Annotated in this window: 13 protein-coding genes; 9 read left to right on the top strand and 4 right to left on the bottom strand. The window is 63.4% G+C overall.

What is annotated here, in order from left to right; all coding sequences use genetic code 11:
- Positions 1-18 precede the first annotated feature (18 nt).
- The 9 genes from ACFCW2_RS10650 (at position 19) to ACFCW2_RS10610 (ending at position 10,668) form a co-directional block, all read left to right on the top strand.
- Positions 19-2,838, top strand: a complete 2,820-nt coding sequence (locus tag ACFCW2_RS10650) for a 2-oxoglutarate dehydrogenase E1 component (protein WP_379546266.1) — start codon at positions 19-21, stop codon at positions 2,836-2,838.
- 3 nt (positions 2,839-2,841) lie between these two features.
- Complete coding sequence (gene odhB / locus ACFCW2_RS10645; RefSeq protein ID WP_379546265.1) at positions 2,842-4,074, top strand: 2-oxoglutarate dehydrogenase complex dihydrolipoyllysine-residue succinyltransferase; 1,233 nt, start codon at positions 2,842-2,844, stop codon at positions 4,072-4,074.
- Positions 4,075-4,186: 112 nt separating this feature from the next.
- A complete protein-coding gene (gene lpdA / locus ACFCW2_RS10640; RefSeq protein WP_379546264.1) occupies positions 4,187-5,593 on the top strand; it encodes a dihydrolipoyl dehydrogenase in 1,407 nt (468 codons plus the stop codon).
- Positions 5,594-5,598: 5 nt separating this feature from the next.
- A complete protein-coding gene (locus ACFCW2_RS10635; RefSeq protein WP_379546263.1) occupies positions 5,599-6,573 on the top strand; it encodes a hypothetical protein in 975 nt (324 codons plus the stop codon).
- The gene (locus tag ACFCW2_RS10630) at positions 6,570-7,430 is read left to right on the top strand and encodes a hypothetical protein (RefSeq protein WP_379546262.1); all 861 of its coding nucleotides are present in this window, start codon (positions 6,570-6,572) and stop codon (positions 7,428-7,430) included. The genes ACFCW2_RS10635 and ACFCW2_RS10630 overlap by 4 nt, the downstream gene beginning before the upstream one ends.
- Positions 7,427-7,843 carry a VOC family protein gene (locus ACFCW2_RS10625; protein ID WP_379546261.1) on the top strand — a complete coding sequence of 139 codons (417 nt, stop codon included), beginning with the start codon at positions 7,427-7,429 and terminating at the stop codon, positions 7,841-7,843. Before ACFCW2_RS10630 ends, ACFCW2_RS10625 begins: the two co-directional genes overlap by 4 nt.
- A gap of 36 nt (positions 7,844-7,879) precedes the next feature.
- Complete coding sequence (locus tag ACFCW2_RS10620; RefSeq protein WP_379546260.1) at positions 7,880-9,214, top strand: amidase family protein; 1,335 nt, start codon at positions 7,880-7,882, stop codon at positions 9,212-9,214.
- Between the two features lie 24 nt (positions 9,215-9,238).
- Positions 9,239-9,943: a PepSY domain-containing protein gene (locus tag ACFCW2_RS10615; RefSeq protein WP_379546259.1), complete on the top strand. Its 705-nt coding sequence runs from the start codon at positions 9,239-9,241 to the stop codon at positions 9,941-9,943.
- Positions 9,940-10,668: a trimeric intracellular cation channel family protein gene (locus ACFCW2_RS10610; RefSeq protein ID WP_379546258.1), complete on the top strand. Its 729-nt coding sequence runs from the start codon at positions 9,940-9,942 to the stop codon at positions 10,666-10,668. The genes ACFCW2_RS10615 and ACFCW2_RS10610 overlap by 4 nt, the downstream gene beginning before the upstream one ends.
- On the opposite strand, the gene ACFCW2_RS10605 is transcribed toward ACFCW2_RS10610, so the two are convergent.
- The 4 genes from ACFCW2_RS10605 to ACFCW2_RS10590 form a co-directional block, all read right to left on the bottom strand.
- Positions 10,665-11,492 (bottom strand): hypothetical protein, encoded by an 828-nt coding sequence (locus ACFCW2_RS10605; RefSeq protein ID WP_379546257.1) that lies wholly within the window; start codon positions 11,490-11,492, stop codon positions 10,665-10,667. The genes ACFCW2_RS10610 and ACFCW2_RS10605 overlap by 4 nt on opposite strands.
- A gap of 137 nt (positions 11,493-11,629) precedes the next feature.
- On the bottom strand, positions 11,630-12,253 hold the full coding sequence (locus ACFCW2_RS10600; RefSeq protein ID WP_379546256.1) for a hypothetical protein: 624 nt from the start codon (positions 12,251-12,253) through the stop codon (positions 11,630-11,632).
- A gap of 120 nt (positions 12,254-12,373) precedes the next feature.
- Positions 12,374-14,548, bottom strand: coding sequence for a prolyl oligopeptidase family serine peptidase (locus tag ACFCW2_RS10595; RefSeq protein ID WP_379546255.1), 2,175 nt, complete (start codon positions 14,546-14,548; stop codon positions 12,374-12,376).
- Positions 14,549-14,622: 74 nt separating this feature from the next.
- Entirely contained in the window at positions 14,623-15,984 is a 1,362-nt protein-coding gene (locus ACFCW2_RS10590; RefSeq protein WP_379546254.1) for a serine hydrolase domain-containing protein, read from the bottom strand.
- Between the last annotated feature and the right edge of the window lie 85 nt (positions 15,985-16,069).

Genomic DNA, 16,069 nt, shown 5'->3' with positions numbered 1-16,069 from the left:
TCCTCCCCGGAGCGCCCTATGGGTAACGAAACACACGACTTCCTTCCCGAAATGGGCGATCAGGAAGGGCCGCAGCCCGGCCCCAGCTGGGCTAATCCGCGCTGGCTGGAGGAGGCGGTGGATGCCGATGCCGACCTGACGCAGGCGCTCGATCCCACGCAGATGAAGCAGGCCGTCGCCGCCGCTGCCCAGAAGGCGGGCAAAGCGATGGATGCGGGCGCTGTGGAGGAAGCGGCGGGCGATTCCATTCGCGCCATGCTGCTGGTGCGGCTCTACCGTGTGCGCGGGCACATGGCGGCCGATCTCGATCCGCTGGGCCTTTCCAATATGGAAGAGCCTGAAGACCTGCAGCTTGAATGGCACGGCTTTGCGGGTCAGGAAGACAAGGAAGTCTATGTCGGCGGCGTGTTCGGCTACGAATGGGTCACCGTGCGCGAGCTTTATGCCGCGCTGCGAGCGACCTATTGCGGCGAAGTCGGCCTCGAATACATGCACATCGCGGACACCGAGGAACGCCGCTTCCTGCAGGACAAGTTCGAAACGCCCGAAGACACAATCCAGTTCACCCCCGAAGGCAAGAAGGCCATTCTGGGCGCGGTGATCCGCGGCGAACAGTTCGAGGAATTTCTCGGCAAGAAATATGTCGGGACCAAGCGCTTCGGCCTCGATGGCGGGGAATCGATGATCCCTGCGCTCGAAGCGGTGATCAAATATGGCGGCGCGCAGGGCGTGCGCGAGATCATCTACGGCATGGCCCACCGGGGCCGCCTGAACGTTCTCTCCAACGTGATGGCCAAACCGTACAAGGTCATCTTCCACGAGTTCCGCGGGGGCAGCGCCAATCCCGATGATGTCGGCGGTTCGGGCGATGTCAAATATCACCTCGGCACCAGCACCGACCGCGAATTCGACGGGATCGAAGTGCATATGAGCCTCGTCCCCAACCCCAGCCATCTGGAAGCGGTGGACCCTGTCGTATTGGGCAAGACACGCGCGCAGCAGGCCATCCGCGACGATCTGGCCGAGCACCAGCAGGTGCTGCCCGTGCTGATCCACGGCGATGCGGCTTTCGCAGGCCAAGGCGTGGTGTGGGAAAGCCTGAGCCTGTCGGGCGTGCCGGGCTACAACACCGGCGGCTGCATCCACTTCATCATCAACAATCAGATCGGCTTTACCACTTCACCTAAATTCGCGCGCTCGTCGCCCTATCCCAGCGATGTTGCAAAGGGCGTTCAGGCGCCGATCCTGCACGTCAACGGCGACAGTCCGGAAGCCGTGACCTTTGCATGCAAGCTGGCCGTCGAATACCGCCAGAAATTCGGCCGCGACATTGTGATCGACATGTGGTGCTATCGCCGCTTCGGCCACAATGAAGGCGACGAGCCCAAATTCACCCAGCCGCTGATGTATGACGCGATCCGCTCGCACCCCAAAGTCAGCGTGATCTATGCCGACCGCCTGATCGAGGAAGGCGTGCTGGAAAAAGGCACTGCCCCGCAAATGCGCGAGGAATTCGTCGCCCAGCTGGAAGAGGATTTTCAGGCGGCCAAGAGCTACAAGCCCAATGAAGCCGACTGGTTCGGCGGTCGCTGGGCGGGCCTCAACAAACCCGCCGATGCCGAAACCGCGCGGCGCAATGTCGACACGGCAATCGAGAAGAAGCTGTTCGACAGCCTCGGCAAGACACTGACCGAAGTGCCCGATGATTTGACCATCCACAAAACGCTGGGCCGCGTGCTCAAGGCGAAGAAGGAATGGTTCGACAGCGGCGAAGGATTCGACTGGGCAACGGCGGAAGCATTGGCGTTCGGCAGCCTTGTCACCGAGGGCTTCGGCGTGCGCCTGTCCGGGCAGGACAGCGGCCGCGGCACCTTCAGCCAGCGCCACGCCGTGTGGGTCGATCAGAAGGACGAGCGCAAATACATCCCGCTCACCACGCTGCCGCATGGCAAGTTCGAGGTCTATGACAGCACGCTGTCCGAATATGGCGTGCTCGGCTTTGAATACGGCTTCGCCATGGCAGAACCCAAGACGCTGGTGATGTGGGAAGCGCAATTCGGCGATTTCGCCAATGGCGCGCAGATCATGATCGACCAGTTCATCGCCAGCGGTGAAGCAAAATGGTTGCGGGCCAATGGCTTGGTCATGCTTCTTCCGCATGGATATGAAGGTCAGGGGCCGGAACACAGCTCCGCCCGGCTCGAGCGTTTCCTGCAATTGTGCGCGAACGACAATATCCAGGTGTGCAACATCACCACCCCGGCGAATTACTTCCACGTGCTTCGCCGCCAAATGCTGCGCCCGTTCCGCAAGCCGATGGTCATCATGACGCCCAAGTCGCTGCTCCGCCATCCGATGGCGAAGAGCACGGCGGAGGAGTTCATGGGCGACCATCACTTCATGCGGATCAAGTCCGACACCACCGAAATCGCCGACGAGAAGATCAAGCGGCTGGTGCTGTGCAGCGGGAAGGTCGCCTACGATCTGATCGAGAAGCGCGACGAGGAAGGTCTGGACGATGTCTCCATCGTTCGCATCGAGCAGCTCTATCCCTTCCCCGGCGAGCCTCTGGCTGTCCGGCTGAAGCGGATGACAAACCTCGAAACCGTGGTCTGGTGTCAGGAAGAGCCGCGCAACAATGGCGCATGGTTCTTCACCGACGGCAAGATCGAAGCGGCTCTGAACGAGGCGGGCCATGACGGCATGCGCCCGGTCTATGCCGGCCGCGACGAAGCCGCATCGCCGGCCACTGGCTACGCCGCGCGGCACAAACAGCAGCAGGATGCACTCGTCGCTGACGCCCTTGGTCTGGGCGATGGCACGAAGAAACAAGGGTAAGAAATGGCTACTGAAATCCAAGTTCCCCAGCTCGGCGAATCCGTTACCGAGGGCACGATCGGCGAATGGCTGAAGTCTGTCGGCGATGCGGTCGCCGTGGACGAGCCGATTGTCAGTCTCGAGACCGACAAGGTCGCGGTCGAGGTCCCCTCCCCCGTTGCTGGCGTGATTCAGTCGCTGTCCGCCGAGGTGGGCGACACGGTCGAAGTCGGCGCGGTCATCGCCACGGTGGAGGAAGGCGCGACCGGCGCCGCCACCGGCGAAGAAGCGGGCCGGAAGGAAGAAGCTGCACAGGAAGGCAAGGAAGAGCGCAGCGCCAGTGAGACCGCTTCGGCCGCCTCCGATGCCTCGCAGACGCTCAGCCCGGCGGTGCGCCGCGCGGTGCTGGAACACGGCGTCGACCCGTCCACCATCAAGGGCACCGGCAAAGATGGCCGCCTGACGAAGGAAGACGTGATCGCGGCAGCCAAAGCCAAGGGTGATCCTGCCCCCGCTTCTGCTCCGGCCCCAGCGCCCGCTGCCGCGACGACCGGCGAGCGCCGCGAAGAACGGGTCAAGATGACCCGCATGCGCCAGACCATCGCCAAGCGTCTGAAGGGCGCGCAGGACAATGCCGCTCTGCTTACCACCTTCAACGATTGCGACATGAGCGCGGTGATGGAGGCACGCAGCAAGTACAAAGAGCTGTTTGCCAAAAAGCACGATATCAAGCTCGGCTTCATGGGCTTCTTCGCCAAGGCTGCCTGTCTGGCGCTGAAGGACGTGCCCGCTGCCAACGCCTATATCGACGGGGACGAGATCGTTTATCACGACTATGTCGACATCTCGGTCGCGGTCAGCGCGCCCAACGGCCTGGTCGTGCCGGTGATCCGCGATGCGCAGGCCAAGGGCTTTGCAAGAATCGAGAAAGACATCGCCGATTTCGGCAGCCGCGCCCGCGAAGGCACGCTGACGATGGACGACATGAAGGGCGGCACCTTCACCATTTCGAATGGCGGCGTGTTCGGCTCGCTGATGAGCACCCCGATCATCAACCCGCCGCAAAGCGCCGTGCTGGGCTTGCACCGGATCGAGGACCGCCCGGTTGTCGTGAACGGCGAGATCGTGATCCGTCCGATGATGTATCTGGCGCTCAGCTACGATCATCGCCTGATCGACGGGCGCGAAGCCGTGACGGCGCTCAAGATCATTAAGGAAGCGATCGAGGATCCCACCCGGATGCTGATCGATTTGTAATTGCAAACCCCGCGCGCGTCCTTCGACAGGCTCAGGACGAACGGGGCATTGACTGATATACCCAGTCCGTTCGTGCTGAGCCTGTCGAAGCACGCGCGCCACGGAGTTGAAAATGGCTGACCAGAATTACGATTACGACGTCCTTGTTATCGGCGCTGGCCCGGGCGGCTATGTTGCTGCGATCCGTGCCGCGCAGCTGGGCCTGAAGACGGCCTGCGCGGAAAGCCGCGATGCGCTGGGCGGGACTTGCCTGAATGTCGGGTGCATCCCGTCCAAGGCGCTGCTCCATGCCAGCGAGCTGTTCGAGGAGGCCGAGGGCGGCCACATGGCCAAATGGGGCATGAAAACCTCCGTCGAGCTCGACATATCCGCGATGATGGCGGAGAAAACCAAGGCCGTGGGCGAGCTTACCGGCGGGATCGAGTTCCTGTTCAAGAAGAACAAGGTCGACTGGAAGAAGGGCCATGCGACCTTCGTCGATGCGCACACCGCAGAGATCAATGGCGAGAAGGTCACCGCCAAAGACATCGTCATCGCTACCGGCTCCAGCGTCACGCCCCTCCCCGGCGTCGAGGTCGACAACGCCAAGGGGCGGATCGTGGACAGCACCGGCGCGCTCGAAATCGGCGAAGTGCCCGAGCATCTGGTGGTGATCGGCGGCGGCGTGATCGGGCTGGAGCTGGGCTCTGTTTGGCGGCGTCTGGGCGCGAAGGTCACCGTGATCGAATATCTCGACATGCTGCTGCCCGGCATGGACAAGGACATGCGCAAAGAAGCGGGCAAGATCTTCAAGAAACAGGGCATGGATCTAAAGCTGAAGAGCAAGGTCACCGGCGCCACGGTCAAGGGCAAGAAGGTCCATGTGACGGTTGAACCAGCCGCAGGCGGGGACGCGGAAACCATCGAGGCGAGCCACGTGCTGGTGTCGATCGGGCGGCGTCCGAACACTGACAAGCTGGGTCTCGATGCCATCGGACTGGAACTGAACCAGCGCGGCCAGATCGAGACCGACCACGATTTCCGCACGAAGGTCGACGGCGTCTGGGCGATCGGCGACGTGATCCCCGGCCCGATGCTCGCGCACAAGGCGGAAGATGAGGGCATCGCCGTGGCGGAAAACATCGCCGGACAGACCGGCATCGTGAACCACGCGCTGATCCCCGGCGTGGTCTACACCATGCCCGAATTCGCCGATGTCGGCATGACCGAGGAAGAGGCGAAGGAAGCGGGCCACACCATTAAGGTCGGCAAGTTCCCGATGATGGCCAACAGCCGCGCCAAGGCCAACCGCGACACCGACGGCTTCGTGAAAGTCATCGCGGATGCGGAAACCGACCGCGTGCTGGGCGTGCACATCGTCGCCAGCCTTGCCGGCACGATGATCGCAGAGGCGGCCATAGCGATGGAATTCGGCGCGACAAGCGAGGACATCGCCTACACCTGCCACGCCCACCCGACCCACGCGGAAGCGGTTAAAGAGGCTGCGATGGCCGTTCAGGGCAAGCCGATCCATATCTGATAGCAATGACAGGCAGCGCGGCGATAATTGGTGCGGGGCAGATCGGCTTTGCTGCCGCAACCGCCTTCGCCACCGCCGGTTGGCAAGTCATCGTCTACGCGCGAACCCGCCCGCGCTGGTTGAAGGGTGCGCTGTCGTTCGAGCCCTACCAGCTCGGCGAAATGTCGGCGCCCGCTGCCGATTGCGTGGTCGATACGCTAGCCTTCGATGCCGACGACGCCGCGCGCTACGATCCGGCGAAAGTCGGCCGATTGATCGTCGTCTCTTCGGCCTCTGTGTACCGTGACGCGAACGGGCGAACGCTCGACGAAGCGGCGCAGAATGGCTTCCCGGATTTGCCTGTCGGGATGGACGAAGAGCAGGCCACGGTTGCGCCGGGACCGGAGACCTATTCCACCCGCAAGATCCGCATGGAGCAACAGGCTATCCGGAACTTTTCGGAACGCGCGACTATAGTGCGGCCCTGCGCGATCCACGGCCCTCACAGCCGCCATCCGCGTGAATGGTGGTTCGTCAAACGCCTACTCGACGGACGCCTGCGCATTCCGCTAGCGCTGAACGGGGAGAGCCGTTTCCAGACGACCGCTGCCGCAACAATCGGGGCTTTCGCGGTGCACGCTGCCGCCCATGCGCTGGGCGGCGTTTACAACCTCTCCGATACCGTTGCGCCCAGCGTGCGCGACATCGGCGAGATGGTCATGGCACGCATCGAAGCCAGCACCGAGCTGGTCGGGATGGACAACTACCCCGCGCATCAGGTCGGCCGGACGCCTTGGTCGATTCCGGCTCCGTTCGTAGTCTCGGCAGAAAAGGCCATACGCGCGGGATTCGCCGGGGCCAAACTCTATCACGAGAGCGCGGGTCCGGCAGTCGATTGGCTCCGCACCGTGCCAGTGAAGGGGTGGGAACACGCTTTCCCGCAGCTTGCCGCTTACCCGTGGGATATGTTCGATTACGCCAGCGAGGACGCGCTGCTTTGAACGAGCTGCCCACACCCAAGCAGCGGCTGCCTGCCCTGCTTGCGCTGGCTCTGCCGGTTTTTGCGGGCCTGATCTATCTGACCTTGGCCGGTGCACCGGCCCCATATGTCATCATTAACGCCGCCGCGTTTTTGATTGCCGCGCTATGGATTGTGTTCGGGCGGGCCCCTGGGTCGGATCGGGGGCGCAGGATATTGGTCGTGGCGCTCTTGGCGCTGTGTTTTGTGCCGCTGTTCACCGGTCCGTTCGTCAATAGCCCGTTCGTTGATGGCCCGTCCGTTGATAGCATTGCGCGTTGGATACCGCTGGGTGGCTTTACCCTCCACGCCGGGTCCATGCTGTTCCCAGCCATCGCCGTGCTTGCCGCGCGGGACCTGGATTTTGCCCCGCCCATCCTGCTGACCGCGCTTCTGGCGGCGATGGCCCAACCCGACGCCGCCTTTGGCTTCGCCATCGTTTTCGCTGCAGTCGGCCTGCATGACCAATCGCGCGACTGGCGCGATGGGATGGTCGCCATTGTCGGCTTTTTCGCGGCGTTGATCATGGCGGTTCAGGGAGAATTGCCGCCCCAGCCGTTCGTGGAGCGGGTCTTTGCGGACACGGTGGCGGTCTCTCCCATAGGCGGGATCGCGCTCCTGCTGGCGCTCGCAGGCGGTCTGATGGCGATGCTGCACGCCGCTCCGTTCGAAGCCCGTGCGCGCTATGCCCTTGCCGGATCGCTGTTCGGGTTCGGGATCATGTCGATCATGTCGCATTATCCCAGCGTGCTGATCGGCTATGGCGCGGCACCGATTCTGGGCTACGGACTGGCCCTCGGGCTGGCCCAGCATGGCCCCGCGCAAAGGACCGACACATGACCATGCCTCCCTTCCACCTCGCCTTCCCGGTGCATGATCTGGCGGCTGCGCGCCGCTTTTACGGCGATCTGCTGGGCTGCCCGGAGGGGCGGTCGTCAGACGAGTGGATCGACTTCGACTTTCACGGCCACCAGATCGTCGCCCATCTCTCACCCGGTGGGGGCGATGCGGCCACCAATGCCGTGGACGGCCACGATGTACCGGTCCCGCATTTCGGACTGATTCTGGGCATGGAAGAATGGCGCGCGCTGGCGGATCGGCTGACCGCTGCGGGCACGGAGTTTGTCATGAAGCCGACTGTGCGCTTTGCCGGGGAGGCGGGGGAGCAGGCGACCATGTTCTTCCGCGACCCCAGCGGCAATGCGCTGGAGATCAAAGCGATGGCGGACCCTAACGCATTGTTTGCGAAGTAGGTCCGTGGCACTCTGCCTGCACAAGGGGAGAGAAACATGGCCTATCCGACACTGACCGAGGAACCGGGCGCGCTGGAGCTGGCTGCGCAGATCCGCGAGGGCGCTTTGTCACCCGGCGAGGCGGTGGAAGCGGCCATCGGTCGGATCGAGGCGCAGGACGGTTCGATCAATGCGGTCGTGGTGCGCGACTTCGAGCGGGCCCGCGCCACGGCGAAGGCGATGGATGGCACCGCCCCCCTGCCCCACCAACCGCTCTACGGCGTGCCGATGACGATCAAGGAAAGCTTCGCCATCGAAGGCCTGCCATCATGCTGGGGCCTGAAAGAGTTTGAAGATCAGACCGCAACAGCCGACTCAACCGTCGTCCGCCAGTTGAAAGCGGCAGGCGCGATCCTGCTGGGCAAGACGAATATCCCGCCCAATCTGGCCGACTGGCAGAGCTTCAACCCGGTCTATGGGCGAACCAACAATCCGCACGACATGCGCCGCAGCGCAGGTGGCTCCTCCGGCGGATCGGCCGCGGCGGTGGCGAGCGGAATGGTGCCGGTGGAATATGGCACGGATATCGGCGGATCGGTGCGGGTACCCGCGCATTTCAACGGGGTATGGGGCCACAAGACAAGCTGGGGGCTGATCTCCAAGCAGGGCCATGATCACCCGATGGCGGCAGGCAAAGACATGCATGACGGCGTGCTGAGCATTGCCGGCCCGCTGGCCCGTAACCCGCAAGATCTGGCGCTGATGCTGGAATTGACCGCCACATTGCCCCTGCGCCGCCATGACAAGCCGCTGGACCAGATGCGTTTCCTGCTGCTGGCCGATCATCCCCCCAGCCCGATCGACGATGCGGTGCGCGGGCCGATAGAGGCAGCGGCAGCGGCGCTTCGCAGCGCAGGAATAGCGGTGGACGCCGCAGCCGACGACATGCCCGATCTGGAGGGCGATCAGGTAGCCTATCTCAAGATGCTCAATATCGCGATGGCGCGCGGTGCTCCGGGGCCGGACGGGTCGCGGGCGAGCGCAACCGACTGGTTCGATCTGCTCGATGCGCAGGCACGCTGCGAACTGGCCTGGGCACGTTTGTTCGAAGCCTATGACTTTGTCCTTGCTCCGCCCGCCAATATCCTCGCCTTCCCGCACCGCGACGAGCAGGTATTCCAGGGCAAAGTCACCATCAACGGACAGGAACGCGATGCAGCGGAGGGCCTTGCATGGGCGGGGATCGCCACCTTCCCTAATCTGCCCGCGACGGTCCTGCCGGTGGGCGCTACGGACGGACTGCCCTGCGGCATGCAGGTGATCGGCCCGCGCTGGAGCGACTTCGATTGCATCGCAGCGGCCGAGGCCATAGGGGCGCTGCTGCACGGTTAGGGCGCGCTGCGCAGGAGGGCATTGATGGCACGGCAGTTGTGGATGGCGCGGTTCGCCCGCTGGCATATCTGGCTGGGGTGGCTGATCGGCGTGCCGCTGGTCCTGTGGACCGTGACCGGCCTTGTCATGGTCGCCCGCCCGATCGACGAAGTGCGCGGCAATCACTTGAGGAAGGACTTGGCGGCAGAACCCCTGCTAACCGGCAATCCCGCTCCGATTCCATTCCAGCTCGATGGCAGTCAGCGCTACAGCGAGATGCGGGCGATCATGCAAAATGGCCAGCCGGTGTGGCTGCTGACCCGCGAAGACGGATCGATCGAACGCCGCTCTGCTGCTGTCGATGGACCCGCACTGCCCCCGGTAGACGAGGCCTATGTCCGCGCGCTGGTTGCTGCACGCATCGTGGGCGGGGATGACCCCGTCAGTATCAGGCAGTTCGCGGCCGACGAAGCACCCTTTGATTTCAGGCGGGCTGTGCCCTCTTGGCAGGTAGCGCTGGCGGATGGCACCAATGTCTATGTCCATGCGCAGACCGGCGAGATTGCCGCTGTGCGCACGCGTTTCTGGCGGGTGTTCGATTTCATGTGGGGCCTGCACATCATGGATCTGCAGACGCGGGAGGACACCTCGCATCCGATCCTGATCCTGTTTGCCGCCCTCGCGGCCATCGGTTCGGTCATCGGCTGCATCCTGCTGTTCCGCCGCCGCCGGGCAAGGAAACGCGCATGATCCCCGACCCCACAATCATTCTCACTCCGCTGCTCGATTGGCTGGATATTGCCGGAGTGGCGGTGTTCGCCCTGTCCGGCGCGCTGATCGCGGCAAAGGAACGCCAGACCATCGTGACGGTCGTTTTCTTCGCGCTGGTCACCGGGGTCGGCGGGGGGACGGTGCGCGACTTGCTGATCGATGCGCCGGTGTTTTGGATCAAGGATGCCTGGGTGGCCGCCACCTGCCTTGTGGTCGCGCTGATCGTCTGGTTCACCCCGACCCGCTGGTGGGAGGGGAAGCTGCTGGATTATTCGGATGGTCTGGGTCTCACCGCCTATGCCGTGCTCGGCAGTGCGAAGGCGCTGACTTACGGAATACCGCCCGTGCCGGCGATGATGATGGGCGTGGTGACCGGCTGTGTCGGCGGCGTGATCCGCGATGTGATTGCAGGCCGTCCTTCCATCCTGATGCGGCCCGAACTCTATGTTACCGCCGCCGCCCTGTCGGCCACGATCTGCGTTGCCGGAGAGACGCTAGGCGGCCCGCGCGAGGTCGTCTGGCCACTCGCCACCGCCGCCGGACTGATCCTGCGCAGCGCGGCTATCCGGTATAATCTGTCATTACCGAGCTATCACGAGCGACTGGCGGCTACCGACGCAGAAGGGGCGGAAGCCGAAGCCCCCGCCCCTCAGATTGCGTCATCGAAAGAGTTCCGGGAAGAGACCCCGGCAAAGGCGGATTAACCGCCAAAGCCGTCCTCATCACCATATTGCGGCTGACCCGGTACCGGGCCGCCGGGATAGGCTGGCTGCGGGCCGTTCACATCCACTGCCGGACTATCCGCTGCTGGCTGGTAGGACGGCTGCCCGCCCGACTGGCCATAAGTGGCTTGCCCGTAGGTTGTCTGCCCATAAGCAGGCTGCGCGCCCGGCACATCGGGTTGGGAATACCCCGCCACAGTCCGTGCGCGGGCATAGGTGCTGTCATCCCACTGGCGGTCGGTCCCGGTCGTCGCCGAGGGTTGGAAGCCGCCAGCGGACGCGCCGTACTCGATCCCTTCGATCCGGCCATTCGAACCGATCTGACAGGAAAAGCCCTGCCCGTTATAGAGCGAGCCGGTGACCAACCAACCGGATGCGGTGCGGTCCACGCCGTTGATGTCGCCAATGCGGACATTGCGTTCCACTTCGCGAACGCACTGATCGACTGCGCGGTCCAAGCCGCTGCTGCGGTTATAGTTTGGCGCGGAGCTGGGATAGCGGCGGTCACGGTAGCGATCGCGGTTGCGGTTCTTGCTGGCCGCGCTGGCAATGGCGGCGATACCGCCCAGAATGGCAACACCGGCGATCACGTCGCCTGCATCCACCCGATTGCGGTGGCGGTATCCACGATAACCACGATAGCCGCGGTAACGATGGTTTTCGGCGTTCTCGCCATCCGCGTCATAGGCGGTGACAGGCGCAATATCGCTGCGCTGGGTGGTCACGGGAAGCTCGGCGGCGACAACGGGTGTTGCGGCGAGCGAAAGCGTCGCGGCGCTGGCGACAAGTGCAGTGCGGATGGTCATAGTCTGGCCCCCTGAATAATCGGGCGGATGGATCGGGTCGCGGGCAAATACGAAAAAGCCGCAACGAATGGATACAGAGCTAGGCGGTCCAGCCTGTCATCAGGCTGAACCGCCCGGCGGGTGGTTTCATGCGGGTTCTATCTCAGGCCGCGGATGCCGTCGAAATCGATATCGACGACCCGGCCCCGCTGGATATCGCAGGTGAAGCTGCCGAAGTCCTTGGAGTTGGCATTATAGCCATACCGGCCGTAATTGTTCCGGTCGTACCGGACATTCCGGTTGTAGCCGCGCTGATCGCGATAGCCGTAGCGTTGATCACGGTAGCCATTGCGGCGATCTTCATCGACCGCGACCCGGCCCTTCACGCGCCAGCCATAGCGGGTGTCGTTCACCCCGCGAATTTCAGGGATATTGACGCCCCTGAAGCCATAGCGCGCGGCCTCGCTGCGCACGGCGTTGACGCAGATATCGACCGCCGAGCGCGGATTGCCGCGTGCCTGGTAATACTGATCACGGTAGCTGGTATTGTAGCGGTAATCGTCGCGGTAACGGTTGCGATCCTTGCCGATCGACGATGCGATGGCGGCAATCCCACCGAGGATCACAGCCCCTGCAATCACTTCGCCAGCGGAAATGCCATCATTGTGGCGATCGCGGGCAGCTGCAGGGGTTGCAGACGTTACCGCCATCGCACCAGCGGCGACGGTACCGAGCAGGGCTTTGGAAACGGTGTTCATCTCTTCTTCCTCGTATTCAACCAAAGCGGAAGTGCCTTGATTGATTATGGGTATAGAGATGCCGGAATGAGGTGAGCCTGAAGGTGCTCGACAGGGTCCGTTCATACAAGTGGATACTTTTATGAACGGACCCTGCGAGGCAAATTAGTCCTCGAATTTCAATCCGGTAAAGTAACCAAGGAAGCCGAGAACATCGGCTGCTTCCTCGATTGCCTTGTCTGTCGGCTTGCCCGAACCATGGCCCGCACGGGTCTCGATCCGGATCAGTTGCGGCTTCGCGCCCAGATCGGCGGCCTGCAAAGCAGCGGCATATTTGAAGCTGTGCCCGGGTACCACGCGGTCGTCGGTGTCGGCTGTGGTCACCAGCACGGCGGGGTAATCCTCGCCGCCCCGAACATTGTGATAGGGCGAATAGGCCAGCTGGGCTTTGAAATCGGCTTCTTTGTTCGGGTAGCCATAGTCATCGACCCAATACCGCCCGGCAGTAAACCGGTCGAAGCGCAGCATGTCCATCACGCCCACAGCAGGGCTCGCCGCGGCAAACAGGTCGGGCCGCTGATTGACCACAGCCCCCACCAGAAGGCCGCCATTGGAGCCGCCATTGATGGCAAGGCCGCCTCCCATTGTAATGCCCTGATCGATCAAATATTCGCCAGCCGCGATGAAATCGTCGAACGTGTTCTGCTTGTTCTGAAGGCGGCCCCCATCGTGCCATGCCTTGCCATACTCTCCGCCACCACGGATGTTGGCGACCACATAGGCCCCGCCCGCTTCCATCCATGCGAGGCGCGAGGCGCTGAAGCCGGGGGTGAGCGAGATGTTGAACCCGCCATAGCCGTAGAGCAGCGTCGGCACAGCCTCGCCGCTCATCGCGACTTCCTTGCTGCGCACGATGAACATGGGCACGCGCGTGCCGTCCTTGCTCTCGTAGAACTGCTGCTCGACCACGAAGGCGTCGGGATCGAAAGCAATCTCGGGCTTGGCCCAGACGGCGCTTTCCCCGCTTTCCATATCGTAGCGATAGATCGTCGCCGGGGTGTTGTAGCTGGTGAAGTAGTAAAACGTCTCGGAGGCGTCCGTATCGCCGCCAAAGCCGCCCGCGCTGCCGATACCGGGCAATGCGACCTCGCGCACCACCTGGCCGTCGAGGTCGAAAATGTCGATCTGGCTCTTCGCATCGCGCAGGTAGCTGGCGACCAGCTTCCCGCCCACCAGCGATACGCCGCCCAGCGTTTCTTCTGCCTCGGGGATCACCGTGGTCCATTCGGGGGTGTCGGCAGAGATATCCGTTTTCACCACCTTCTCCAGCGGAGCGCCATCATTGGTGGTGAAGAAGAACGTGCTGCCGACATTGCCGACATAGGAATAGGAATGCTCGAAACCGGGAACGAGCGTGCGCGCGTCGCCCGTGTCGCGGTCGATCAGCGTCACTTCATAGCGGTCGTCGGTGCCGCTGGAGCTGGTGACGATCACAGTGCCGCCATCATCGCTGACCTGCGCGATGTGGTTGAGCTCCGGCTGGTCCGGAGTTTCGTAGACGAGCTTGTCCTGCTCCTGCGCTGTCCCCAGCGTATGGAAATAGACCGTGTGATTGGTGTTGAGCGCCTGAAAGGTCTCGCCCTCGCCCGTGGCGGGGAAGCGGCTGTAATAATAGCCGCTGCCGTCCTTGGCCCATTCGATGGCGGAGAATTTCACCCATTCGACTTCGTCCGAAGCGGTTTCGCCGGTGGCGACATCCATCACCTTGACCGTGCGCCAGTCGCTGCCGCCATCCTGAATGGTGTAGAGCAGCTTGCTGCCGTCGGGGCTCGGCTCCCACCCGCCCAGTGCTGTCGCATCGTCATCGGACCATTCATTGGGATCGATCAGCAGGCGCGGTTCGCCGTCCAGCCCTTCACGGACATACAGCACGCTCTGGTTTTGCAACCCGTCATTGCGAGTATAGAAATAGCGCCCGCCCTTTTCCTGCGGCAGGCCGAAGCGTTCGTAATCGGTCAGCTCGGTGATCCGCTCCTTCAGCGCCTCGCGCCCCGGCACCTGCGCCAGAAAATCGTCCGTCGTCGCATTCTGGCTTTCGACCCATGCGGCCACTTCCTCGTCCACGCGGACATCGTTTTCCAGCCAGCGATAGGGATCCGCCACGGCCACACCGAACTGTTCTTCGACGACATCACCCATGCGCGTGTCGGGATAGGCGATATCGGTCATGGTGGTGGTGGTTTCCTCAGCTGTCGAGTGGTCGTGGGCGGATGCGGCGGCCATCGGCGCGCCGAGCGCAAGCAGGCTGGCCGATGTCGCCAGAAGGGTGGAACGGATCATGGTGGGGCAGCCTCTCGTTTGTCGTTTTCGCTTAAACTCTACGTGTCCCTGATATGGACGTTCCGGTGGGAGGTTCAATCCTCCATCGCGGCGAGCACGTCGCGGGTGAAAGCTTCCAGATCGAAGCCACCCATGCCCGCCAGATCCTCGCCGCGGCGCACGATGACCACGTTGCGGCTGGGCACGACGACCACGAATTGCCCGCGATTGCCGCGCGCGGCGAAGGTATCGTCCGGAATGCCTTCCATGCCGCGCATCAGCCACCAGCTCGCGCCATAGCCATAGGCGCTTTCCGGCTGCGGGCCGGTGGGGCTGGAGACATAGTCTACCCAGCCTTCGGGCAGGATACGCTCGCCCTCCCACACACCGTCTTGCGCATGCAACTGGCCCAGCAGCGACAGATCGCGCGCCGTGGACCACACCTGGCTGGAAAGCATGTGATCGCCCTGCCAGTCGCGCTCGGCCACGGTCGCATTCATCCCAAGCGTTTGAAACAGGCCGTCGAAGCCGGGCTCGTCCTTGAACGGATCGAGCGGTGCCAGTGCCATCAGCGTATCGTTATTGGCATAGCGAAACACCGTGCCCGGCGGATGGACTAGCGGCCAGTCGCCTGCCCGCTCGGTCACGCTCGCCCCGCCCCAATACATCGGATCGGTCCGGTTCCCCGGCGTATCGGAGGAGCGCCCCGAGGACATGCGCAGCAATTGATCGATGGTGATGGCGCGGCGCGGATCGTCTTCGCTCTCCCCGATCCCTGCCGACTGGTTCACATCGATGATGCCACCTTGCTGGAATGTGCCGACAATCGTCGCGGCGATGCTCTTGGCCACCGACCATGTGCGCTGCGGCGTGTTGGGGCCAAAGCCATCGGCATAGCTCTCGGCAATGATCTCGCCGTCCTGTCGCACCACCACGGCGGTGGTGCGGCTGTGCTCTCCGAAGGTGCCGTCAAACGCGGTGGCGATTACCGGAGCGAGCGCCTCGTCCGGTTCGACGATCTCGGAGATATCCGGTGTGACAACCGTCGGCGTCGGGAGCGGTACGGTAGACCGCGCGGGAATTTCCATGCCGATGGGCTGCACCGCGCAGCCGGTGTCCCGCGAATAGGTCGCAAAGCGCGCCGGCATATCGTCTGACCACTCGACCTCGACCCGGACGATCTGCCCGGCCTCTCGGACCACTGTGTGCGGCAGCGTCCGGATGATCGGATCGAGCGCGGGATAAATGCCGGTCAGTTCCCACTGTGTCACATGCCGGTCGGTGCGCGCCGCGCCCTGCGCTTGTGAATGAGCCATCGCCCCACACATCATCAGCGCCTTGTAGCCGGCAGCCAGAGCCCGCTCGTAACGCTGCTCCAATTGCTGCTGCGGACTGACCTCGGCGCAGGCTGGCAGGGCAATCAGGAGGGCGGCGGCGGGAAGGAGGATTGTTCGCATGGGCGCGGACCCTAACCGCGCCTGCACAAAAGAAAAGGGCCGCCGGATTGCTCCCGTGCGGCCCTTCTTTCTTGCTGCCCCGCCT

The organism is Qipengyuania algicola (assembly GCF_042492175.1).
GTDB lineage: Bacteria > Pseudomonadota > Alphaproteobacteria > Sphingomonadales > Sphingomonadaceae > CAJXSN01.
The sequence above is the reverse complement of the archived record's forward strand: the minus strand, read 5'-3'. Positions and strand labels throughout refer to the sequence as shown.